Annotated in this window: 19 protein-coding genes; 9 read left to right on the forward strand and 10 right to left on the reverse strand. The window is 68.6% G+C overall.

Going from position 1 to position 22,079, the window contains the following annotated elements:
• Nucleotides 1-162 precede the first annotated feature (162 nt).
• Nucleotides 163-1,176, forward strand: coding sequence for an alpha/beta hydrolase family protein (locus BQ8420_RS17105; protein ID WP_087100128.1), 1,014 nt, complete (start codon nucleotides 163-165; stop codon nucleotides 1,174-1,176).
• 65 nt (nucleotides 1,177-1,241) lie between these two features.
• Here the strand turns inward: BQ8420_RS17105 and BQ8420_RS17110 are convergent, their stop codons facing one another.
• From BQ8420_RS17110 to BQ8420_RS31480, 3 genes are all read right to left on the reverse strand, one after another.
• A complete protein-coding gene (locus BQ8420_RS17110) occupies nucleotides 1,242-2,402 on the reverse strand; it encodes an AI-2E family transporter (protein ID WP_087100129.1) in 1,161 nt (386 codons plus the stop codon).
• 405 nt (nucleotides 2,403-2,807) lie between these two features.
• Nucleotides 2,808-4,661, reverse strand: coding sequence for an RNA polymerase subunit sigma-70 (locus BQ8420_RS17115; RefSeq protein WP_087100130.1), 1,854 nt, complete (start codon nucleotides 4,659-4,661; stop codon nucleotides 2,808-2,810).
• Nucleotides 4,662-5,631: 970 nt separating this feature from the next.
• Nucleotides 5,632-6,741 (reverse strand): hypothetical protein, encoded by a 1,110-nt coding sequence (locus BQ8420_RS31480; protein WP_143847370.1) that lies wholly within the window; start codon nucleotides 6,739-6,741, stop codon nucleotides 5,632-5,634.
• A 196-nt stretch (nucleotides 6,742-6,937) separates the two neighbouring features.
• On the opposite strand from BQ8420_RS31480, the gene BQ8420_RS17120 reads away from it, so the two are divergent.
• From BQ8420_RS17120 to BQ8420_RS17150, 7 genes are all read left to right on the forward strand, one after another.
• Complete coding sequence (locus BQ8420_RS17120) at nucleotides 6,938-7,120, forward strand: hypothetical protein (protein ID WP_087100131.1); 183 nt, start codon at nucleotides 6,938-6,940, stop codon at nucleotides 7,118-7,120.
• Between the two features lie 103 nt (nucleotides 7,121-7,223).
• Nucleotides 7,224-7,904, forward strand: a complete 681-nt coding sequence (locus BQ8420_RS17125; protein ID WP_087100146.1) for a DUF1028 domain-containing protein — start codon at nucleotides 7,224-7,226, stop codon at nucleotides 7,902-7,904.
• A 49-nt stretch (nucleotides 7,905-7,953) separates the two neighbouring features.
• The gene (locus BQ8420_RS17130) at nucleotides 7,954-8,856 is read left to right on the forward strand and encodes an SEC-C domain-containing protein (protein ID WP_087100132.1); all 903 of its coding nucleotides are present in this window, start codon (nucleotides 7,954-7,956) and stop codon (nucleotides 8,854-8,856) included.
• A 267-nt stretch (nucleotides 8,857-9,123) separates the two neighbouring features.
• Nucleotides 9,124-11,400, forward strand: coding sequence for a catalase (locus BQ8420_RS17135; RefSeq protein ID WP_087100133.1), 2,277 nt, complete (start codon nucleotides 9,124-9,126; stop codon nucleotides 11,398-11,400).
• A 307-nt stretch (nucleotides 11,401-11,707) separates the two neighbouring features.
• Entirely contained in the window at nucleotides 11,708-12,115 is a 408-nt protein-coding gene (locus tag BQ8420_RS17140) for a hypothetical protein (RefSeq protein ID WP_087100134.1), read from the forward strand.
• 19 nt (nucleotides 12,116-12,134) lie between these two features.
• Complete coding sequence (locus BQ8420_RS17145) at nucleotides 12,135-12,551, forward strand: spore-associated protein A (RefSeq protein WP_087100135.1); 417 nt, start codon at nucleotides 12,135-12,137, stop codon at nucleotides 12,549-12,551.
• 19 nt (nucleotides 12,552-12,570) lie between these two features.
• Nucleotides 12,571-12,987, forward strand: a complete 417-nt coding sequence (locus BQ8420_RS17150) for a spore-associated protein A (RefSeq protein WP_087100136.1) — start codon at nucleotides 12,571-12,573, stop codon at nucleotides 12,985-12,987.
• Between the two features lie 54 nt (nucleotides 12,988-13,041).
• Here BQ8420_RS17150 and BQ8420_RS17155 read toward each other — a convergent pair whose 3' ends face one another.
• From BQ8420_RS17155 to BQ8420_RS17170, 4 genes are all read right to left on the reverse strand, one after another.
• Complete coding sequence (locus tag BQ8420_RS17155) at nucleotides 13,042-13,929, reverse strand: GntR family transcriptional regulator (RefSeq protein ID WP_087100137.1); 888 nt, start codon at nucleotides 13,927-13,929, stop codon at nucleotides 13,042-13,044.
• A gap of 177 nt (nucleotides 13,930-14,106) precedes the next feature.
• Nucleotides 14,107-15,138, reverse strand: a complete 1,032-nt coding sequence (pdxA, locus tag BQ8420_RS17160) for a 4-hydroxythreonine-4-phosphate dehydrogenase PdxA (RefSeq protein WP_087100138.1) — start codon at nucleotides 15,136-15,138, stop codon at nucleotides 14,107-14,109.
• Complete coding sequence (locus tag BQ8420_RS17165) at nucleotides 15,135-16,349, reverse strand: four-carbon acid sugar kinase family protein (protein ID WP_087100139.1); 1,215 nt, start codon at nucleotides 16,347-16,349, stop codon at nucleotides 15,135-15,137. Before BQ8420_RS17165 ends, pdxA begins: the two co-directional genes overlap by 4 nt.
• Entirely contained in the window at nucleotides 16,346-17,395 is a 1,050-nt protein-coding gene (locus BQ8420_RS17170; RefSeq protein ID WP_087100140.1) for a 2-keto-3-deoxygluconate permease, read from the reverse strand. The genes BQ8420_RS17165 and BQ8420_RS17170 overlap by 4 nt, the downstream gene beginning before the upstream one ends.
• A gap of 415 nt (nucleotides 17,396-17,810) precedes the next feature.
• Between BQ8420_RS17170 and BQ8420_RS17175 the strand changes: the two genes are divergently transcribed.
• Nucleotides 17,811-18,647 carry a hypothetical protein gene (locus BQ8420_RS17175; protein ID WP_087100141.1) on the forward strand — a complete coding sequence of 279 codons (837 nt, stop codon included), beginning with the start codon at nucleotides 17,811-17,813 and terminating at the stop codon, nucleotides 18,645-18,647.
• Nucleotides 18,648-18,725: 78 nt separating this feature from the next.
• On the opposite strand, the gene BQ8420_RS17180 is transcribed toward BQ8420_RS17175, so the two are convergent.
• Genes BQ8420_RS17180 through BQ8420_RS17190 form a run of 3 tightly spaced genes read right to left on the reverse strand, consistent with a single transcriptional unit; the run spans nucleotide 18,726 to nucleotide 21,788 of the window.
• A complete protein-coding gene (locus tag BQ8420_RS17180; RefSeq protein WP_087100142.1) occupies nucleotides 18,726-19,499 on the reverse strand; it encodes a hypothetical protein in 774 nt (257 codons plus the stop codon).
• A 10-nt stretch (nucleotides 19,500-19,509) separates the two neighbouring features.
• Nucleotides 19,510-20,046: a hypothetical protein gene (locus BQ8420_RS17185; protein ID WP_087100143.1), complete on the reverse strand. Its 537-nt coding sequence runs from the start codon at nucleotides 20,044-20,046 to the stop codon at nucleotides 19,510-19,512.
• A 2-nt stretch (nucleotides 20,047-20,048) separates the two neighbouring features.
• Nucleotides 20,049-21,788 (reverse strand): hypothetical protein, encoded by a 1,740-nt coding sequence (locus BQ8420_RS17190; protein WP_087100144.1) that lies wholly within the window; start codon nucleotides 21,786-21,788, stop codon nucleotides 20,049-20,051.
• Nucleotides 21,789-22,079 lie beyond the last annotated feature (291 nt).

Below are 22,079 nucleotides of genomic sequence, written 5' to 3' on the forward strand. Positions count from 1 at the left end.
ATGGTCCGGTGCTTTCGCCGCACCCTCCTGTTTCACTGAAGCGGTGGCCACGAAGAGGTGGCCGCCCTCGCGAGTGTCGGCGTGCCGATCCCACGACCCGGAACGGGGAACCGGGACGGAACCCGACCCTCGTGAGCGACCCCGCACCCCCCAGGAGTCGATGTGAGCCCCAACCCCCCGAGCCGACGTGCCCTCCTCAAAAGCGTGGGCGGTCTCTCCGTCGGTCTGGCCGTCACCTCCGGCGGCCTCCTCTCGGCGACCTCGGCGGCCCACGCCGCCCCGTCGCCTACGAACCTGCCCGCACCCGATCACGCCGGACTCCACCTCGTCGACCACGACGAGGCCGACCCCCGCATGTGGTATTACCGCTTCGAGACCGACGAGATCGGCTGGAATCCCGGCGTCAACGTCCTCGTGCCGGAGGGCTACCGCGACGACGGCCGCACCTACCCCGTCCTGTACCTGTTCCACGGCGGCGGCCCTGGTTCGGACTTCATCAGCTGGGACCGCACCGGGATCCGTGAGCTCTCCCAGGACAAGCAGATCATCATCGTGATGCCCGACGGTGGGCCCTGCGGGTGGTACAGCAACCCGGTCACCTCCAACGTGGGACCCCGCAACTGGGAGACCTTCCACATGAACCAGGTCCTGCCCTGGGTCGACGCGAACTTCCGCACGCACGCCGAATTCGACGGCCGCGCCGTGGCGGGCTTCTCGATGGGTGGTTTCGGGGCGCTCAAGTACGCGGCCAAGTACTACGGTGACTTCGCCTCGGTGAGCTCCTACTCGGGTCCGGCCAGCATGCGCCGTGACTTCGGAGTGGTCACGCACTGGGCGAACTTCACGTCCGCCGCCTTCGAGCTCGGCGGCGGCATGGTCTACGGCGCACCGTGGGACGAGGCCAGGGTGAGCGCCGACAACGCCGTGGAGAACATCGATCGTTACCGGGACAAGCGGGTCTTCCTGGTCGCCGGGGACAGCCCCGACCCCTTCGACCTGTTCGACCGGATGAACGAGGAACAGGTGCTGGCCGGACAGCGGGAATTCCGAGCGGCCCTGGACGAGGCGGGTATCCCGCACGACTCCCACGAGCCCTCGGGCGGTCACTTCGTCCGCCCCGACCTCGTCCAGCGCGACCTCGACGGCATGATCGAACACCTTCGCTCGGCGGGATAGGGCGCCTCGGATCGCCACGAGCGCCTCCGGTCGGGGCCGCACGGCGCGGCCCCGACCGGGCGCGGTCAGGCCCGTGTTCCCCGGTCCTGCTCCGGCCCTTCGGAGGCGGGCCCGGGGACCTTCGTATCCCGGGCCTCGCCCTCGGTGGGCTCCGAGTCCTGCTCTTCCACGGCCTGGGCCGACAACAACGGATGCTCGGTGACCTCGTAGCGACGGATGTAGGTGCCGAGGAACGCCTGGAGGCTCGCACCGATCGGCAACGCGAGCAGGGCACCGGGCGCCCCCAGCACGGCCACACCGGCCAAGACCGAACCGAAGGCCACGGCGGGGTGCATGTCCAGGGTCTTGGCGGTGATCCGCGGCTGCAGCAGGTAGTTCTCGAACTGCTGGTAGACGATGACGAACACCAGCATCCACACCCCTGGCCACAGACCCTCCACCAGCGCCACCAGCACCGGGAGCGCGCCGCCGATGTAGGTGCCCACGGTCGGGATGAACTGGGACAGCACCCCGATCCACAGTGCCAGCGCGAAGGCGAAGGGCACGTCCAACATGATCAGCACCACGTAGTGCGCGGCCCCGCAGATCAGCGCCAACAGCGCGCGGGAGTACAGGAAGCCGCCGGTCTTGGCCACGGCGATCTCCCAGGCCCGCAATACCTCGCGCTGGGTGCGTGGCGGTAGGACCGAACAGATCACCCGACGGAAGCGCGGGCCGTCCGAGCACAGGTAGAAGGTGAACAGCGCGATCGTCAGCGCGTTGAAGAGCAGCACCAGAAGGGTCGTTCCGGCTCCCCAGACGTTGTTGGCGATGCCGGTGGCGTACTGCTCGATGAGCCCGCTGACGCTGGAGACCTCGTTGAGCAGGGTGGTGGGGGAGTAGGAGGTGTCGAACGTGGTGTTGATCCACCTCAGGACGGCCCGGACCATCGCCGGGATCTCGGAGGTGAAGGCCAGGACCTGACCGATGAGCATGGAGCCGAGCATGCTGAAGAACGTGATGGTCGCCGTCAACACCACCAGCATCACCGCCCCGGTCGCGGGTCCGCGCGGCCAGCGGTGCCGGTGGAGCCAGTTGACCGCCGGTTCCAGGGCCAGGGCCAGGAACAGCGAGATCAGCAGCAGCATGAAGAGGTTCTGCAACTTGAGGAACAGCCACAGCGCGACGCCGAAGGCCGTGACCAGCCACAGGGCCAGCAGCATGGCGCGGGGCAACCAGTGCGGCATGCCACCGCCGCGGTCGTGGCGCGGAGGCCGAGGTGGGGACGGGGAGGTACTCGTGGACAAGGCGGGTTCTTCCTCACTATGAACGTGGCGCGGCGAGACCTTTGCCGGAGGGTGAGGGGGAACCGGTCCTCGGACACGGGGCTGTCTTCGTGGTTTCTCGCCGACTTCGGAGTGGGGCGCCGACGTCGTTTCCAGCCGAACGAGGTCCACGGTACCGACATTTCGCGCATACGCCCGGTTCGCCGGTTCGCAGGTGCGGGGGCCGGGTGCTTGGGCGACGCACTCATGCGGTGCGGCGGGGTGGGGCTTCGGTGGGCGAGGCACGCCGTGAAGAGCCGAAGGGGTGACCGGGAAGCAGTCTCGGGGGGACCTCGGGGGAAGGCTAGGGCGCCCTTCCCCCGAGGGTCAGAGGTGAGGGGACAGGAGGGTGAGCAGGTCCTGGTCGCCGCGGTCGGTCAGGTGGGCCATGAGCCGGGCCGGACCCGTGTCCTCGGGCAGACCGACGGCGTGGACCAGCGCGGCCCGGCCGTCGGAGTCCGAACGTCCGGCCAGGTACAGGGCGCCGGCGAGCGGGTCGTCGGGGACGGCGTTCGCCTTGTGGAACCGGCACAGGACCCGACCCTTGGTGAGGGTGATGAAGGCGTGGTCACCGACCTGGGCGTCCTCGACCAGGAGCAGGGGGCGGATCGAGTTCATCAGCGGCTGGTTCTTCCACGCGGCGATGGAGGCCCGGTCACCGATGTACACCGGCAGGCGACATCCCGGGCTCATCCCCAACTTCACGGCGAAACCGCTGGGGATGGGGAACCCCGACCCGCGCAGGTGCTCGTTGTTGAGCTCCACCCGCAGCCACCACAGACCGTCGGGGTCACGGAAGCAGCGGCGGGTTCTCTCGGCCGTCCGCCGGGGCCGGTAGTCGGTCTGCGCCGACACGGTGCCCGGCAGGGCCACCCGACCGGGGCGGGGTCGGGTGAACTCGCTGCCGGCGGCCATGGCGCGGATCGAACTCTCGGTGATGTCGAACCAGTCGGTGATGCGTTCGACGAGCGTTCCCACCGGCATCTCGCCGCCGGCCTCGGCCAGTTGGCGGCGCATCGTCTCCTCCAGACCGACGTACTCTCTGCCGCCCCAGGCGCGGAGCCCGAACAGTCTCCGGTCCCGGCGCATGATGCGCGCGTCGCCGTGGATGCGTTCTCGGAAACCGGACTCGTTGAAGCCGGGGCCGACCCGTTCGACGAGTTCGTTGAAGTGCAGGGGCCGCCCGACGGCGGTCAGCACGGCGAAGGCCTTGTCGGGGAGGTTGCGCCCCCAACGCAGGAGGTGGTCGTCCATCACGCGTGCGTGCGGTAGCGCGGACAGCCACGCCCGGACGTGTGCGGCGGGGACGCCCCCGTCGAGGGGAACGAGTTCGGCCTCCTCCAGGGGGATCACGATCCGGTGGGCCAGTTCCTCGGTGAGCCGCTCCACCAGTGTGGTGGAGGCCTCGGAGGTGACCCAGCCGTCGACGACGCGGTGGTCGGGCAGCAGCGCCAACAGGACGTCGCCCACGCGCAGGTCGAGGGAGGGGAGGGTGTCGGGGTACTCGGGGGACAGGTCCCAGAAGGCGTCGAGCGGGGTGGCCGCGCCCAGGTCCCGCGACAGGTCGAGCAGGTGCGCGGCGACGCGTGCGCCTTGGGCGCCGTCGAGTCGCGCGCGCACTTCCTGGCCGACCTGTTTGTGGATCTGCCGGATCCGTTCCCGGGTGACCCCGAAGCGTGAGCCGAGGCTGTCCAGGGTTTCGAGGTGCAGGGTGAGGACCCGGCGGCCGGCCACGGCGCGGCGTCGCGGGTCGGCGGTGGCGAACCACCTCTCGATCTCGGTGAAGAGCGGGCCGGTGCCGGGCCCGGTGGGCGGCGCCTGGCGGGGCAACCGTTTCAGCACGGTCAGGTACAGATCGTGCAGGTACTTGTGGGAGCCCTCGGCGTCGGACCACTCGCGTGGGGGCGTGCCGAGGACGTCGGGGTGCTCATCGGTGAGATAGAGGGCGGGCATGACCTCGCCCGGGGCGAGGTCCTCCCAGTGCTCCAGGGTGAGGTGGGCCAGGCCGGCGGCCAGGTGGTCGGAGCCGACCGTGTGCAGGGCCAAGGGCAGGCGCACCTGCCGCCACCAGTGTTCCTCGAAGAGGTCGGGGTGTCCCAGGGCCTGCTGGACGGATTCGTCACAGGTGCCGTCGAGGGGCGGGACGAGGTGGGTGAGCCGGATGTCGAGTGACCGGGACAAGGGCGACCTTTCCGTGGTCGGGGGATCGGGGGGTGACGATTCGTGCGGCGGGAACATCACACGTTCCTCCCACGTGGGCGGCGCCCTGGCGGGGGTTATGCGGGACGCGCATAGCGGTCGGTGGGTGCCGCTGCTCAGGGGCGGTGTCATTCGCCCGGGGCGTCGACCTCCCCCGGTCGAGAGCGAGCGGAGACTCTCCCCGGTCGCCGAAGCCGGAGTGGACGGCAGCCCTGGTCGACGAGGATCCGTTCCGGCGCTGTCGTCCCTCGCGTGGTTCGCTCCATGGACGCCATGTTAAACGAGCGGTTCGGGGGCGTTCCCCCGACCGTTTTCGGGCCGCTCGAAACCGACCGAAAGGCCATTGACGGTGATGCGGATGCCGTTGCCGGCGGGAACCACGAGTGGATCGGAGGAGTTTCCCGGGAGGCCGCCAAGGCCTACCCGCGGGCCGGCCCACCGGCGGCTCGACACCACCGAGCCGGACTTCGTACGGCCGGCGGTCTTCGATCACCGTCCCGGACTCGGCCCGCTATGTCCACCATCACGCTCCCCGCGGCTCTGCGGCCGGAGGAGGCCCGCGATGCTCGCTCCGTTTCGGGAGGACGCGCCGACACCTACACGCCCACTCCCTCGATACAGGAAGGACCGCTCGTCCACCAACGGGCCCCTTTCGGCCCACGGTCCCACACGAACGTACTCGGCTCGCTCAGTGCCGGCGGATGTGAGAAGCGGGGATAGATATCATAATTCCCGCTCCACTTTTGTCGTAAACGCGGATTTCGGCCGCGAATCGATAAAGAAAAAAGCCGATGGATTCGACTTGTGGGGAGAATTATGTCGGGATTATCTTTGTCGCGGAGGGAAGTGCCGGCCGAGAGGTTCGTCCCGGGAGGGGAATCATGGACAACGGCGAGGGCTGAGAACGACATCGGGCGCCCGGTATCCTGTGCTCCGGGCGCCCATAGGTGAATCAGTCGTCGTTTTCCATTGCCGTATTTATTTCTGGGAAATTCGCAGAACTGTTTTTCATGCCCTCATTCGGCCACACCCAGGAGATCCCGTAGTCCGTATGAGATGAGATGTCTTCGCCCTCGAAGATGCGGTAGAGGTAATTTCCTCCGTCGTGGAGTTCGAGGTGACGTCCTTCTGTTGGGAGGGGTTCGATATGGCCCGCGCCATTGACAGTGCTTCGGAACCACCAGGCTCGCAATGGTGGGAAGGTCGGCGAGAAGACCAGATGGAATTCGAGTCTTTCCATGGAATCGGTTCTGACTGTCGATGACAGGTATGGATGTGCCTTCACATTGCTCGATACATGAAGTCGACATCCGAAGGAATAAAGACCATCCGCAGGGGTGAGCTCTCGATGGATGCGCAGCCTGTACCAGAGCCCGGATCCGAGAAGGTCTCTCTGTTCGACGACAGCGCAGCCGAACATCTCCTCCAAGCGGAGCAGGCCGGAGCGATTCTCAGCATGGTATTGGTGACTGCCCTCGAGTTCACGTGCGCACGGATCCGTATACGCTCGTACCCACCTAGTGGTGTCCTGTCTGTTCAGGGCGCCGATCTCGGAGAACCGGCAGTAATGGGAGATCGCCACTGTGATCAGCGGGCTTCCCGTCTCCTTCGAGGTGGGTGAAGCCGGTTCGGTCTCTCTCGGAGGGGCGACCTGGAGCATCGCTGACACCAGTTCCGTCGCTCGGTTCTCCCGGCGTTCCACACTGCGCAGGTTGTCCACGGTCATGCGTCGTGACTCAGGGTCGGTGGAGGTGCGCAGGTCGGCGTTGTACGCCTTGCGTCTGGCGGTCAACGAGTACTGGGGATACCGAGGATCGAACCCCAAAGCGACCAGTAACGCGCCGCGCAAGCGAGGGTCCTCGAGGGATTCGACCAGGCTCCGTAATCGTTCGACCAGTTGTTCCGGAGCGGGGTTCGGAAATTGTCTCCAGCGTTGGGTTCGGAGGGCATCGCATAGTTCGGGTTCCTGAGCGATCTTGCCCGGGGTACACCCCATACCGCGGCGCAGCTCTCTCAGACACGCTTCGTATGAGTGCCGGGAGTCGGAGTTTTCTTCGTCCATCCGGCGTACCCTTCGCGTCCCCTGATGGTGCCCTTGCACCCATAATGCCCCCGAATCGGGCACTTCCGCGGTTGGGAGCAACAACCTAGCCTGGGGGTAAGCCGGCGACAAGGGATCGACTTCTCCGATCCGCAACGATCCTCACCCTGAGCACTCTCCCGAGATTGGTCTTTCAGGAGAGATCGGAAGGTACGTCATGTCAGCCACCCTCATCCTGATCGTCGCCACCGCCATAACGTTCTTCCTGGTCGGCGCCGTCGTCGTCGCCACCCTCGCGATGGCCGCGCTGTCGCACAACCAGGACCGCATGCAGCGTCGGGTTCGGCTCTGGCAGGACGAGGCCGCCCGGCGAAGCCGTTCGGACGAATCGCACACCTGAAGGGGCGGGTGGCCCGGGGGCGCGCTCCGGGCCACGGCACCGGTCGGTACGATCCTCGGTGAGCCGAGGACCTGGTCGGCCAGGGTGAGAGGAACGAACGTTGTTGTACGCGGGCACCTTCACGATCGTCGCCCATGATCGACGCAGCGGTGCGTGCGGTGTGGCGATCAGCAGCCGGATGCCGGCGATCGGGGCGCTGACGGTGTTCGCGCACGCCGAGGTCGGGGCCGTCGCCACCCAGGCGCTCATCAATCCGCTGCTGGGCGTGGACACCCTGGAACTGCTGCGTTCCCTACCCGCGCGGGAGGCGTTGGACGGGGCGTTGACCCAGGACCCCGACCCCGACTCGCGGCAGGTGGTCGTGGTGGACCGCCAGGGCCGCTCGGCCGCGCACACCGGCTCCATGACCCACCCCTGGTGCGGTCACCGGACCGGGGACGGCTTCGCGGTGGCGGGCAACATCCTGACCGGCGCGGGCACACTCGACGCGATGGTCGACGCGTGGTCGGCCGAGCCCGACCTCACCCTCGACGAACGGCTGCTGGGCGCCCTGGAAGCGGGGCAGGCCGCCGGGGGCGACCGCAGGGGCAGGCAGAGCGCCGCCCTGTACGTGCACACCGGCAACCCCTACCCCTACCTGGACCTGAGGGTGGACGAACACCCCGACCCGGTCGCCGAACTGCGCCGGGTGCACGGGGTGGCCCGGCGGGAGCTGTTGCCGTTCGTGGACGCCCTGCCCACCCGGGACAATCCCTCGGGTTCCTTCGAACGACTCCACGAGTAGTCCACCCGCGTGAGGTCCGCCACGCACCCACTGCTCCTAGCCTGGTGGAATGACCGAACCTGCCTACTCGGCCCCGCTCTCGCCCCAGCTGGTGGCGGCCATCCTCGACATGGACCTGCCCCAGCACCTGCTCGACGACCTGGCCCAGACCCCCGACCAGACGGGGGACATCCTCTTGGGCGCCGCGGCCGAGCTGCGCGAGCGACGCCCCGACCTGGCCCGTCAGGTGCTCGACCTGCTGCGCGAACACCCCCCGGAACCCGACTATCGCCAGTACGCCACCCACATGCTGGCGGGTCTGCTCCGCTCGCAGGGGGCGGCGGAAGAGGCCGACGGGCTCATCGCCGAGCTGATGAGCCCGGGGGTGTTGGGCCGACCCATGGCCGCGGTGCTCGCCGACGAATTCGCCGCCGCCGGGGACCTCGACCGTGCCCTGTACTGCTACAACATCGCCTGCCGCAGCATCCTCGCCGAACCGGTGGAGCTATTGGAGCGCATGGACCCCATGGGGTTGTTGCCGCTGATGGGTCGCGCGCAGGTGCGTGAACGGCTCGGGCTGCCCGAGGACGAACACGACCGCGCGGTGCTGGCGGTCGACGAGGCCCGGCCTTCCCTGGAGGAGGAGATGGGGCTGTTGGCCGAACCGGTCGAGACCGGCCCCGAGGCACGGGTGGTGCTCACCGGGCGCGAGCCACGGCATTACCTGGAGGTCGAACGCGCGCTGCGTGAGGACGGGGGCGGGCATCGGGTGGTTCTCGCCGACGCGGCGGAGATCGACGCCTACGCCGGCGAGCACGGGCTCGATCCGGTCGCGGAGGAGACCCGGAGCGCGTGGGCGCGCACCCTGCCCGAGGACCGCGCGCTCGCCTGGCCACCGGAACGCAATGGGCCCTGCTGGTGCGGTTCGGGTCGCAAGTACAAGAAATGCTGCGGGTCTGCGTCGGGGCGCTGACCGGTGAGCGCCGCCGGCAGGAGGAGGGGCGTCCCTGGTGAGCGGCGCGTCCCGTCGGACGGGGCGCCCGGGTCACGCGGGGCCCGGCGGCTTCGCGGCCAACGGCCCGGGCAAAACCCGGGTATAGGTTCGCACGATTCGTGGGACTCGTGTATCAGCGGACTTCCCATCGGGTAGCGGAGCGTGTGCGACGCAGCCGACAGTCATGGGCTGTGGCTGTGTGTCACATCGACGCGCGTCGACAACCCGTACCCGTGAGGGAGAACCATGGCCAAGGAAACCAACCCGATCAAGGCGGCGGTCGACAAGGTCTCGGAGGCGGTCTCGGGGGAGAAGGACCCCGCCGCGGACATCCCCGGTCGCCCGACCGAGCAGTCTCCTCCCCTGGAGGAACCGACCGAACCGCAGGGTCCCCTCCCGCGCAAACCCGACCAGGACGCCCCCGGCTCGTACACGGCGACGGGCCGCCCGGTGGAGGGTCTGGCCGATGCGCGCTCCCAGGAGAGCGCCTACCTGACCAACGCCCAGGGCACGCGTCTGCCCGACTCCGACCACTCGCTCAAGGCGGGCCCCCGCGGTCCGGTGCTCCTGCAGGACCATCACCTGCGGGAGAAGATCATGCACTTCGACCACGAGCGCATCCCCGAACGCGTGGTGCACGCGCGTGGAGCCGGGGCCCACGGTGTGTTCAAGGGATACGGAACGGCCGGGAGCGTCACCAAGGCGGCCTTCCTGGGCAAGGACGTGGAGACCCCGACGTTCACGCGGTTCTCCACGGTGGCCGGTTCCCGGGGTTCGATGGACACCGCCCGCGACACCCGCGGGTTCGCCACGAAGTTCTACACCTCCGAGGGCGTCTACGACCTGGTCGGCAACAACATCGCGGTGTTCTTCATCCAGGACGCGATCAAGTTCCCCGACGTCGTGCACTCGGTCAAACCGCACCCGGACCGGGAGATCCCCCAGGCCCAGAGCGCGCACGACAGCTTCTGGGACTTCCTGTCCCTGCACACCGAGGCGCTGCACCACACGATGTGGTTCATGGCCGACCGCGGCGTTCCGCGCTCGTACCGGACCATGGAGGGCTTCGGCGTCCACACGTGGCGGTTGGTCAACGACAGCGGCGAGACCACGCTGGTCAAGTTCCACTGGAAACCCAAGGCGGGGGTGCACTCCCTGGTCTGGGAGGAGGCGCAGCTCATCGCCGGCGCGGACCCCGACTTCCACCGCAGGGACCTGGCCGACGCGATCGAGGCGGGCGTCTTCCCCGAGTGGGAACTGGGCATCCAGACCTTCCCGGACACGCCCGACCAGATGTTCGAGGGCATCGACCTGCTGGACCCGACCAAGATCGTCCCCGAGGAGCTGGCCCCGGTCCAGCCGATCGGTCTGCTCACGCTGAACGCCAACCCGTCCAACTACTTCGCCGAGACCGAGCAGGTCGCCTTCCACCCGGGCCACCTGGTGCCCGGCATCGACGTCACCGACGACCCGTTGCTGGCCGGACGCCTGTTCTCCTACCTGGACACCCAGCTCACCCGGCTGGGCGGTCCCAACTTCGGGCAGGTGCCGATCAACCGTACGCACGCGCCCGTCAACGACATGCTGCGCGACGGTATGCACCAGACGGCCGTGCACGAGGGCGTCGCCCCGTACAAGCCCAACAGTCTGGACGGCGGCTGCCCGTTCTTCGCCGGCGCCGAAGAGGGCGGATACGTCGAGGTGCCCGCGCGGGTGGAGGCGTCCCGGAAGGTCCGAGAGGCACCGGAGTCGTTCGCCGACCACTTCAGCCAGCCGCGTCTCTTCTGGCTGAGCCTGTCGTCGGTCGAGCGGGAGCACACCATCTCCGCGTTCACCTTCGAACTCGGCAAGTGCTACGAGGACGCGATCAAGGAACGCACTCTACGGGTGCTCGCCGAGGTCGACCCCTACCTGTGCGAACAGGTGGCCAACGGCCTCGGGCTTCCGGCGCCCAAGGCCACCCGTGAACTCGAATCGCCCACACCCAGTCCCGCGCTCTCACAGCTGGGCGGCACGTGGCCGACCAAGGGTCGGGTGATCGGCATCATCGCCGACGACGGCTCGGACCTGGACGTGGTCCGCGCGCTCCGGGCCGAGGTCTTCGACGGTGGCATGGTGCCGCTCGTGATCGCTCCCACCGGTGGGGCGCTCGGTGCGTCCGGCGATGACCCGATCACCGTGCAGCGCAGCTTCGCCACCGCCCGGTCGGTGGAGTTCGACGCGCTGATCGTGGCGGGGCTCCCCGCCTCGGGGGACGACGCCAACCCGTCCCGTGACGGCAAGGCGTGGACCGGGGGCTCCGCCGCCGTCGACCCGCGGGTCTCGCTCATGCTCAACGAGGCCTACCGACACGCCAAGGCGCTGGGCGCCCTGACCGTGGCCCGGCCGGCGCTCGACGCGGCCGGGGTTCCCGTCGAGTCGCTCGGTGTGATTGTGGGCGACCAGGGCGGGAGCATCCTGCGAGAGGTCGTCGACCTGCTCGGACGGCACCGGGTCTGGGACCGGTTCCCCACCCACGCCTGACCGAGGGTGGACGCGGTGGCCCCCGCGGAGCGAACGCTCCGCGGGGGCCTTGTCCTGGTGGCCACATGTGGCAACGAGCTCGGACGGAGCGTGGAGAACAGGGCTCCTCGATTACGGACGGTTTATAGGGCATTGTCGCAGGTGAATTCGGTTGTATGTTCGGAATGTGCGCTGAATTCGGTATCGGGTTTCTTTGGGTAGCGAGTTCATAAAACCCTGTTGTAAGAAAAACAAATGGCGGACGCAAGGGTCTCGTGGCACGCTTCCTCTCGTCTCCTCACGGGGGCGAGAGCAAAGGAGTACGTGCATGAGTGCACTTCGTGGAGCCGCCGTCGCCGCGGCTCTGGGGCTGGCGGCCACGGGGGTCCTGATCGCTTCCCCGGCCCACGCGGCCGCGTACAACGACGCCTGCGGCAGCGGATACGCCGTCATCAGCAAGCTGGAACTGGGTAACGAGGGCACCGCTTTCCTCACCCACAACGATTCCAGCGGCTACAAATGCGCAGTCACCGTGCGCAACACCCCCGGTGACGCGGTGGAGATGGGGATCCGGATCAAGCGCACGACCGATGACCCGAAGGACGCGATCCAGGACGCCGATCAGTACACGACCTACGCGGGCCCGGTCTACGTGCACGCCCCGGGAGTCTGTGTCGACTGGCACGGCTTCATCGACGGCGAGAACAACTTCGAGAACGGCAAGAACTGCGGCTGACCCGCACGGAGGAGAAGACATGAGGAAGCTCGCCAAGAGGTCTCTCGCCATCGCGGGGGCGGCGGTGTTCACGACCACGGCCCTGTGGGTCGCGGCCTCGCCCGCGTCGGCCGCCACGTACAACGACGCCTGCGGCAGCGGGTTCGGGGTCGTCAACCAGGACGACGTGGGCGGGTTGGGGACGGTGTTCCTGACCTACAACAACTCCACCGGACAGAACTGCGTGGTGACGGTCCGCAACAATCCGGGGCAACCGGTGACGTTCATGAACGCGGCCCTCCGCGTCGCCGGTGACCAGTCCACGATCGTGGAGGACCCGGGCCACTACACCACCTACGCCGGCCCGGTCTACCTGAACGCCGCCGGCAAGTGCGTGGACTGGTCCGGGATCATCTCGGATCAGAACGGCGGGGACGATGAGACCAACTGCGGCTGACCCGCATGGAGGAGAAGACATGAGCAAGCTCGTTCGAAGGACCTTCGCGCTGGTGGCGGCGGCCGGGATCGGTGCCGCCTCGCTGGTCGGCGCGGCCTCACCCGCGGCGGCGGCAGCGGACTACAACGGTGCCTGCGGGGACGGTTACGCCGTCATCAACAGCTATGACCTGTCCTCGGACCGAGGCACCATCTTCCTGACCTACAACAACTCCACCGGTCACAACTGTGTGACCACCGTGCGCACGGTCGCCGGGACCACCACCCTGGTGGAGGCGATGATCCGTGTGAGCGGCAGCTCCGACTGGATCATCGACTCCGACGACTACACCACCTACGCGGGCCCGGTCTACGTGGCGGCCGCGGGCAAGTGCATCGACTGGGGCGGCACGATCGGCACCGAGACCCAGACGTTCCCGAACGAGCACTGCGGCTGACCCCCGCACTTGAACGAGGGGTGGGCCCGGCCGGGCCCACCCCGCTTCGCCTTCTCAGCCGCGCAGGCGGTCCAGCTCCGAACGCAGCTCGTCGGCGAGGGAGAGCGCTCGCTCCAACCCCGTGTCCGTGTCCGGGGTCTGGCCCTGGGGCCGGCTCCGGTCGGGGCGGGCCAGGGACGGCCCCGGCGCGATGTTCACCTGTTCGGTGGATCCGGCGGCCTCGATGTCGAAGACCACCCGATCCGACCGATGCCAGCTCTCGAACCACTCCACCGGGGCGCCGGATCGGTCGAAGGTGCCGCCCTCCAGGAGCAGCAGCGGGGAGTTCTCGGGAACACCGAGCTCTCGGGCGATCCCCGGGTCGGCGGGGACGGCCCGGATCTGGCGTCGGCCACCGGAGGGGACGACACCGAAGCGCGACTCCATGATCCGGTGCAGTGAGGAGTCGGTCAGCATCGCCGCGTCCAACCCGGTGAAGCGGTCCGCGGGCAGCCAGGTGCGCACGTAGGACAGGGGGTCGCCGTCCACCGAACGCACCCGCTCCAGGCGCAGCAGTGAACGCGTGCCCAGGTGTTCCTCGGCGGACGGGACACCCGAGCGCACCGGGTCGAGGGAGACCACCTTCGTGGAGAGGGCGAGTCCCTCGGCGGAGAACTGGTCGAACAGGCCGGTCACCCGTTGCACGAGGCGGTGGTGTTCGGTGCGCACCGCCGCGACCGCGGCCCGGCCGTGCGGACGTCGGACCACGCCCTCGTCCTCCAGGGTCGACAGCGCCTGACGCACGACGCTGCGCGAGACACCGAAGCGTTCGCGCAGGACGGCCTCGCTGGGCAGGGTCTCCCCGGGGGCGATCGAGTGGTCCTGGATCTGTGCGCGCAGCACGTCCGCCACCTGGGAGTGCAGTGGGCGCGGGTCGGAACGGTCGACAGGCATGACGGTCATTCTAGGCAGTCAACGGAAAGGGACACCCGCCCCTGGGACGGATCGGCGCCCGCCCTGGAGTGGAAGGGCCACCCGTTCGAGAACGGGTGACCCTTGGCCTGGCCGTGCGGGTTCAGGTCGGCGCCGTGCCCAATCGGGGTGCGGCACACGGGTGGCCCGTGGCCCGGCCGTGCGGGGTCAGGACTCGGAGCGTGTCGCCCGCCAGACGTGGCCCCAGCCCGGTGCGAGTTCGGCGGCCCGACGCAGCGCCAACACCAGGCTCGCCTCACGGGCGATCCCCTGCCCGGCGATGTCGAAGGCGGTGCCGTGGTCCACCGACACCCGAACCACGGGCAGCCCCGCGGTGATGTTGACCCCGTCGTCGCCGTAGACCGCCTTGAACGGCGCGTGCCCCTGGTCGTGGTAGCAGACCGCCACCAGCTTCCAGTTTCCGCGAACCGCCGCGGGGATGAGTGCGTCGGCGGGGATCGGTCCGTGCGCGTTGATGCCCTCGGCGCGGGCGAGTTCGATCGCCGGGGCGAGGATGTCGGCGTCCTCGTCGCCGAACAGCCGGTTCTCACCGGCGTGCGGGTTGAGTCCGGCCACACCGATGGGCTCGTCGGGGGAGCCCTGCGCGCGGGCGAAGGCGCCCATCAGCCGCAGCACCTCCAGGGTCCGTTCCTTGGTGACGTCCTCGATCGCCCGCCGCAGCGACACGTGTGTGGTCAGGTGGAAGAAGGACAGCTCTCCGGCGGACAGCACGAGGCTGTAGTCCCGTACCCCGAATTCGTGGGCGAGCAGTTCGGTGTGGCCCGGCCAGTTGTGACCGCCCTGGTGCATGGCGGCCTTGTTCAGCGGCGGGGTGACGATGCCCTCGACCAGGCCGCGCTTGGCCAGGTCGACCGCCTCGATCACGAATCGGGCGGCTCCGTCACCGGCCTCGGCGCTCAGTTCCCCCGGGGGCACGTGGCCCAGGGAGGGGCCGGTCTGCACGATGTCGATCACCGAGGGGTCGTCGGCCGCGTCGGCGGGGGAGTCCACCGGGTTGACCGCGGCGGGGTCCCCGCCCACCGCGGTGACGGCGTTGCGCAGCGCGTCGACGTCACCGACGACCACCGGCCGGGAGTACTCGCGGACCTCCGGGTGGTGCAGCAGGGACTTGGCGGTGATCTCCGGGCCGATTCCGGCGACGTCGCCGAGGGTGACCGCGAGGGTGGGGCGGTGGCTCATGCGTTGGTGCCTTTCGTGTGGCGGACCGCGTCGGCGGCCTCGATGAGGGCGTTGGGGCTGCCGAAGCCCCCGGCCTTGGTGACGATGGAGCGCCCCTCGTGAGGGCCTCCGGTGAGGGTGCCCAGCGGGATACCGGGGGCGACCTCACCGGTCAGGGTGATGGAGCGTGCCCGGAGCGCCTCGGTGAGGGCGCGGGCGCCGTCCCCTCCGGTGACGACGAAGCCGGACAACGGATACAGCTCGGCCAGACGCGAGGCCAGCGTGCCGAACCGGCGTGCCACGAGCGCGGGGGACAGCCCACCGTCGCGGTCGTCGGGCGCGACCAGCGCGGTGTGCGGGCAGGTGGGGTCGAAGTCGGCCACGACCTTGTCGGACCAGGACCGCCACGCCTCGTCGTCGCCCAGGTCGACGGTGGTGGGCTGCTCCACGCGGGTCCACTCGTCCACGACCAGCTCCCGTACCTGGCCGCGGGCGGCCTGGTGCAGCGAGGTCACCACCACCAGGGCGGGGGCGGGTTCGCGCATGGGGCGCCAGGACTCGGCGAGCCGGGTCGCCAGACCGGCCGAACCGACCGGGAGGACGCGCTCGCCCAGGAGCGTGATGGCCGCGGCCAACCGGGCGAGGTCCTCGTCGCTCTCGGCGTCGACCACCGCGACCGGTCCGGCGGCGCGCAGTTGTTCGGCGTCCTGCTCGGGTTCGGCTCCGCTCAGGCGTACGTGTCGTGCGTCCAACAGTTCGGCGACGCGGCTCTCGGTCACCGGGGAGACGGGGTCGGAGCCCACGGCGGTGCGGTGCACCTCCACCCCGTCCACCAGCAGAACCCCGTCGCGGACGATGCGGCCGTTGGCGGGGAAGGCCGGGCAGACCACGGCGACCGAGCCGGGGTGCCACTCCGATAGGGCGCCGTCGATCTCGGCCCGGATGGGGCCGCGCAGCGTGGAGTCCACCTTCTTGTACAGCAGCCTCGTTCCGGCCTCGCGCAGCCGGCGCACCTCGGCGGCGGCCGTCTCCGCGGCCCGCTCGTCGGACAAGGCGCGGGAGTCGGTGGTCACGGCGACGACGTCGGCGGTGGCGTCGGCCGGGGTCAGCTGGAGTTCGGTGCGCCAGCCGGCGCGCACGAACTGGACGGCGGTGTCTCCCGCGCCGGTGAGGTCGTCGGCGACCACGGCGATGTGCGGTGCGGACGGTGCGTTCTGAGCGGTGGCGCTCATGACTCGCTCTCCTTCGTGGTGGTGTCCGTGGAGTCCTCGGCTCGTTCGTGTTCGGCCTGCTCGGCTCGTTCGGCCTCGGCGGGTCGGGAGCCGGCGCGACGCAGCGCCCAGGTGGTGACCAGCGGCGCGAGCAGGGCGGTCACCAGCACACTCGCGGCGACCTGGGAGGTGGCGGTGCCGACATAGGCGGCGAAGGACGGGTCGGCGGCGGCGACGATGGCCGGGGTGGCCACGGCGTTGCCCGACGTGGTGCCGGCGGCGAACCCGACCCCGGATTCCCCGCCGCGGCGCAGCAGGAAGCGGTATCCGAGGTAGACCAGTCCGCCGGTGAACAGGACGATCACCACGCCCATGACGATTCCACCCAGGCCACCGCGGACGACGTCGCCCAGGTCGATGCCGGTGCCCAGGGCGAAGGCGAAGAACGGGATGACGATGCCGGGCACGGGCTTGAGCACATCGCGCCACTGGGCGTCCACGTTGCCGATCACCACACCCAGCAGGAACGGCAGGATGGCGGCGAGCAGGGTCATGAAGGGGATCTGGCCGAGCCCGGAGGCGCCGATGAACAGCAGGGCGAAGAACGGGCCGTCGTTGACGGCGCCGGCGATGTAGGCGCCGCGGTCCTTGGTGCGCCCGTATTGGCCGGTGATGGCCAGCCATAGGCCGCCGTTGGCGTTGGTGGCGGCGGCGATCATCGCCAGGATCGACACACCGAGGACACCCTCGGGGCCGGTGACCATGGCCAGGGCGATGATGAGCAGGCCGGGTACGACGCTCTTGCCCAGGAGCACCACACCGGTGGTGGCCAGGACGGGGCCGCTAGTGCGGAGGGTGACCTGGGTGCCGGTCGCGAAGATCAGGAGGGCGATGAGCGGCATCGCGCTGTCCTTGAACAGCGCCGTGGTGAAGCTGCCGATGTCGAGCGCGCCCGGGGCGAAGGTACCCAGGATCGAGCCCAGGACCAGCGGGACCAGCATGGTTCCGCCGGGGATCTTGGTCAGCCAGTGGTAGAGGGGAACCACAGACCCGTGGTCGTCACGCATGAGTGTCCGTTCGAAGGGGCCCGTCGTTCGGCATGCCTCGGGGCCGGTTCACGTATTGTCCGTACAGAGTGTACGTACAATTCTGTTCAGCGCCACCCCCGACTCACATCCGAGCACGACGAAGCCGGCCCTCCCGTGGCCGAAACCCCGACGGGAAGGGCCTTTCGGTGGATGTGAATCGGACGGATTCGCCCTCGACCGGTTCCGTGGACGGGGTCGTCCCGGCGACGCCCACACCGTCTCCTGGGTGAGTCGGGGTAGCGGGGTGGCCCGGCGTACACGGGATCGCTCCTTCGGGGCATGGGGCGAGGGAACGTGACGCAAGCGTGGCCGATATCGGCTGGTGAACCCGCCTCTGGGCCGGCTAGGTTCGCTTGTCGCCGAAAGCGGCCATAAGTCAACGAAAGCATCCCTCATGAACACACGCGCCTCCGTTGCCCCCGGGATGGCGGTCCTGCTGGTGCTCGGCCTCACCGGCTGCGCCATCGCGCAGGACACCCTGGACGGGCTCGCCCGCTATGCCGACGTTCCCGCCGATCCCCTCGCCCCCTACGAACAGCTCGACCGGGACGATCCCTTCGCGGGTAGCCCCGCCGAGGAGTACGGAGAGGGCTTCCCCGACCTCCCAGAGGCCGCGGCGGTCGGGCCCTACTCCGCCGACCAGGTCGCCGATTCCTACGAACGGACCCAGGAGCTCCTGAACGCCACCTACCTGAACCAGGACGCGGTCTTCGGTGAGGACAACGGTGCCTTCGTGGAACTGCTCGAAGGCCAGGCGCTGGACTGGTACCTGGAGGAGCTCACCAATCCCGACCCCGATCTCAACTCCCGGCACCTGACCTACAACCTCACCGCCAACACCGCCGAACCCATCGGCGACGAGGTGCGGGTGGACGGTGAGATGCGGGCGGAGGAAGCCGTCGACGAGTACGGCCTGGACTACTTGTCGGTGGTCACCGAGTTCACCGTCGTCCACCCTGTGGCCCGTCCCGGAGAGAAGGTGTCCACCCGCATGGTCGTCTCCCACTTCGGCGAGGTGGGCTTCTTCGACGCCGGCGCCGACGAACTGGAGGCCTGGCCGCTGTGGTATCGCGCGGTGGCTCCGGCGCACTGTCTGGACGAATACACCTTCACCCCGGACTACGGTGACGGACTCCCCGAGGGGGATCGTCCCGAGGGACTGCCTCAGGACGCCTACGATCTGGAACAGGCCCGTGAGATGGGCGACTGCGGGGCCGTCGGGGACACCTGATCCGACCGGGTGGGCCTCCCATGCACCCGCGCCACGGGCGGTGTCGTACCTACCGGCACGGCACCCTCCGGGCCGCGGTCAGGACTGGTCGTCCCCGCCCGCATGGAAGGAGTAGGCGCTCCCCACGAAACGGTCGTGGACACCGTTGTACTCCCGCCCGGGGCCGGCGGCCAGAATCGCGTACATTTGGCCGTCCTCACCGAGGAGAGCGCGCGCGAATACCCGGTAGGAACCATGCACGTCGTGCTTGTAGCGGTAGGAGAGCACCTCGTCCGATTCCTGTCCCGCTCCCGTGTTCCGGTCCTCCTTATCGAACTCGGGGAGGGACCCCGCGTCGCTCTCCAACCGGTCCAGCGCCTGCCCGGGATGGGTGATGTCGGGACCGAACGTTCTGACCTGGAGGAAATGGCGTCGAGAGTTCGGGGTGAAGAAGACCTTGAAAGTGCCATCCGCGAACAGGTCCTCCTCACGGCTCCAACCCTCGGGCACGAGCAGATCGAACCCCTGCTCGTCCTCCTGAAGCCAGTAGTCGTCGGGTGCGGCTTCCTCCTCGCCCTCGTCAGGGTCTTTCGTGGGCTTGTCGCCGGGTGGGGACTCCGTGGGGTCCTCCTCTGGTTCGGAGGTGCTGCTGGCAGCACTCTCCTCTTCGCCGTCGGAGGGACCGCCCGAGGTGAGGAGGTCGTCGGGGAGAAGGAACATCGCGGTCAGCACCAGGACGGCCAGGAGCCCCAGAACCGTGAACGATCGGACCGGATAGTCGGATACCGATCGAATGGAGACGGATCCACCGGGGAACCCTGGGGAGAAGACCCAACGCTGCCGTTCGGCGTCCCAACGCAGGTTCTTTGACATCGGTCCTTCCTCAGGTCAGTAGACGTCGGGCCATGTCCGCCAGCGTGACCGCGGAGGCCAGAGCCCCCAAGGCCGTGTTCCCGGGGGACAGCCGCTCCCACAGCCGGCGCAGCAGCCCTTGGTCGGCGATACCGCTCTGGGTGATCGCCAGCTCGGCCTCGGCCAGTTCGGTCTCGACCACGGTCACCTCGGAGGTGTCGGCGAGCAGGGGCAGTTGCCCGCGCAACAGCCGGATCTGCTCCAACAGCTCTTGGAACCGCTCATCCTCGGGGGTGACGTCGGTTCGCGCCGTGCTGTTGTCGCCGGTGGCGATGGACAGGCCCTCGGCGTCGCCGCCGATGACCACCGAACCGGCGGAGTGGTCTCCGACCGGCGCGGGCCAAGGAGCGACCTGCCGGTCGGGTCGAGGTGGTACGTCGTTCCGGCTCGCGGGAGCGGAGGTTCGAGCGTCGCTTCCGGCCCCGGTGGAGAACGCTCCGCCGCGCACCGATCCGCCAATGAAGACCGAGCCCGCGTCGGTCCGGTCGTCGTCGTTGGTGTGCGTCATCCCTACCCCTGTTCCGTGTGAGGGGGAGCGTCGGCGGTGTTCGCTTGGGCTCCGATTCCGGTGGCGATCGATCCGGCCATGGAGCCGCCGACGAACACCCCGCCGCCACCGACGTTGACCACTTGCTGTTGGAACTCGTCGGTCATGTAGCCGGCCTCGGCGAGGGCTTGGTGGGTGCCGGAGGTGATGCGGTCCTGAATGGTGGTGATGTAGCGGTTGATGTCCATCTCCTGGAACATCGACCGGGTGTCGCGCGCGCCCGCTTCCCTGATGCTGACCCGGGGCCCTTCAAGGGGAAGGTGGGCGGTGGAGTGCCACCATTCGCGCCTCCAGGACCGGAGGGCGTTCACCCCCGAGAACACGGCGGCGATCGTCACCGCCGGTGCGGCGGCCAGCGTCGACAGCCGTAGCCGGGTCGATCGTTCGGTGAGGTCGTCCACCTGGTGGAAGCTCGACCGCGGTGGGGCCAGGACGTAGGGCAACACCTCCAGGACGAGGAGGTCGCCCTGGGTGTGCACGCGCAAGAAGATGGTGGTCACGACTTCTTCCTGCCAACCGCCCACCCGAATACGCAGGAAGTGTCGCCGCTGTTCGGCGCCCTCCCCGGTGGACTCCGCCAGATGCGTGCGCACGTCGGTGTCCCGGTAGGGCAGGGTGGTACGGCGCAGCCCCTCTGGCAGGTCGCTCGGCAGGAAGACGCACTCCTGCAGTTCCAGTCCGTTGAGCCGGTCCTGGCTGGTGCGCGTGGAGCGTTCGGTGAGTTCGGCCAGCCGGGGAACGATCAGGTCGAGCACCCGGCGGCCGTCCAGACGTTCGGGGACCGTCGGTGCGTCGGGCCGCGGCCTCAGTTCCAGCGTCAGGGACCAGGGTTTGTGCGGCACTCCGGCGCCCAGGAACGGTTCGTCCTCGTTGTACAGGGCCAGCGGAGAGAACTGCTCGGTGTCGATCGCCGCCAGGATCTTCTCGCGCCGGGAGGTGAACGGCGTACGGAAGGTCTGCGGAGGGGCCCCGGTGAACCCGTCGCGGGACAGCTCCGTCCACAGGATCTTGGAGAGCGTGAGTCGGTGCCAGGTCCCCACCAAGAGCAGCAGCGCCGGTAGGGACAGGACCGCCAGACCCTTGAAGATCGACCCCCCCATGAACGCTGACAGCACCATGAGCGCTGAGAACGCCATCAAGTACCAGATGGTCAGCGGCAGGAGTACAAAACGGAACCTGCGGAACCGGCCGGTCGGTGGATTCCCTGGGCCGTCGGCCACCAGGGTGGACCGGCTCTGTCCGCGTGGTGATCGCCGGGCCAAGGAAAGCAGACTCGCCAGGGTGAAGGAGAACAGACAGCTGAGGAGCGTGGCGCTCAGCCCCGCCTCGTCCGGGGCCGAGCCCGTGAACAGGTCCAGGCTCGGGGGCGGGATGTTCATGGTGATGATCGCCGCGCCGGTTCCCCAGATCAGCAGGATCAGGGCGGCGGTCCCCAGTTCCAGGTTCCGGGCCCGTAGTGCGTGTCCGAGGACGGTCGCCACGTTGTAGCCCAGTGAGGGTGGAACCAGTCGTTCGGGGTGCTCGACCAACTCGGTGATGACGGTGTCCCGGAACGCGGGATCGAGGTAGGTGCCCGCGCTGAGCAGCCGAGTGGCCTTGCTGCGGCTGTGCGGAGCGGTGTCGATGGGAGGAAAGAAGGAGGATGGCGCTTCCGGGGGAGGGGAGATGTCATGGATCGGTTGGGTCTGGTTCGGTGTTCCCATTCTTCCCATCGTTCAGAGAAGACTTCTTCCGCGTGAATGAAGCAGAATTGTAGAGCGTCGGATGGGGGATGTTCCATCGAACAGAATAGCTCTCTAAAAGTCAAAGTAAGAATGTATCGATTTGCCTTTTAAGGGAGGATTTAGAGGTATTTTCTTGATGTTTTTATCTGCCTCTCGGGTGGCGATGGCCCTGGTGAGAGGTTGTGTGGTTGATGTGGGCCTTTCTCGGGCTGTCTCTTAAACACAACTGACGCTGCCGACGTAGAGAGAGGTCGAGATCTCGGTGGTCGC

It is taken from the genome of Nocardiopsis sp. JB363 (assembly GCF_900143625.1).
Lineage (GTDB): Bacteria > Actinomycetota > Actinomycetes > Streptosporangiales > Streptosporangiaceae > Nocardiopsis.

What these genes read in the sequence shown, in the direction of transcription:
- BQ8420_RS17145 (WP_087100135.1), top strand. Translation starts at nt 12,135, where the DNA reads ATGAGGAAGCTCGCCAAGAGGTCTCTCGCCATCGCGGGGGCGGCGGTG.
- BQ8420_RS31480 (WP_143847370.1), bottom strand. Translation starts at nt 6,741, where the DNA reads ATGGACGAAGAAAACTCCGACTCCCGGCACTCATACGAAGCGTGTCTG.
- BQ8420_RS17190 (WP_087100144.1), bottom strand. Translation starts at nt 21,788, where the DNA reads ATGGGAACACCGAACCAGACCCAACCGATCCATGACATCTCCCCTCCC.
- BQ8420_RS17120 (WP_087100131.1), top strand. Translation starts at nt 6,938, where the DNA reads ATGTCAGCCACCCTCATCCTGATCGTCGCCACCGCCATAACGTTCTTC.
- BQ8420_RS17140 (WP_087100134.1), top strand. Translation starts at nt 11,708, where the DNA reads ATGAGTGCACTTCGTGGAGCCGCCGTCGCCGCGGCTCTGGGGCTGGCG.
- BQ8420_RS17165 (WP_087100139.1), bottom strand. Translation starts at nt 16,349, where the DNA reads ATGAGCGCCACCGCTCAGAACGCACCGTCCGCACCGCACATCGCCGTG.
- BQ8420_RS17110 (WP_087100129.1), bottom strand. Translation starts at nt 2,402, where the DNA reads ATGCCGCACTGGTTGCCCCGCGCCATGCTGCTGGCCCTGTGGCTGGTC.
- BQ8420_RS17185 (WP_087100143.1), bottom strand. Translation starts at nt 20,046, where the DNA reads ATGACGCACACCAACGACGACGACCGGACCGACGCGGGCTCGGTCTTC.
- BQ8420_RS17150 (WP_087100136.1), top strand. Translation starts at nt 12,571, where the DNA reads ATGAGCAAGCTCGTTCGAAGGACCTTCGCGCTGGTGGCGGCGGCCGGG.
- BQ8420_RS17135 (WP_087100133.1), top strand. Translation starts at nt 9,124, where the DNA reads ATGGCCAAGGAAACCAACCCGATCAAGGCGGCGGTCGACAAGGTCTCG.
- BQ8420_RS17170 (WP_087100140.1), bottom strand. Translation starts at nt 17,395, where the DNA reads ATGCGTGACGACCACGGGTCTGTGGTTCCCCTCTACCACTGGCTGACC.
- BQ8420_RS17180 (WP_087100142.1), bottom strand. Translation starts at nt 19,499, where the DNA reads ATGTCAAAGAACCTGCGTTGGGACGCCGAACGGCAGCGTTGGGTCTTC.
- BQ8420_RS17130 (WP_087100132.1), top strand. Translation starts at nt 7,954, where the DNA reads ATGACCGAACCTGCCTACTCGGCCCCGCTCTCGCCCCAGCTGGTGGCG.
- BQ8420_RS17155 (WP_087100137.1), bottom strand. Translation starts at nt 13,929, where the DNA reads ATGACCGTCATGCCTGTCGACCGTTCCGACCCGCGCCCACTGCACTCC.
- BQ8420_RS17175 (WP_087100141.1), top strand. Translation starts at nt 17,811, where the DNA reads ATGAACACACGCGCCTCCGTTGCCCCCGGGATGGCGGTCCTGCTGGTG.
- pdxA (WP_087100138.1), bottom strand. Translation starts at nt 15,138, where the DNA reads ATGAGCCACCGCCCCACCCTCGCGGTCACCCTCGGCGACGTCGCCGGA.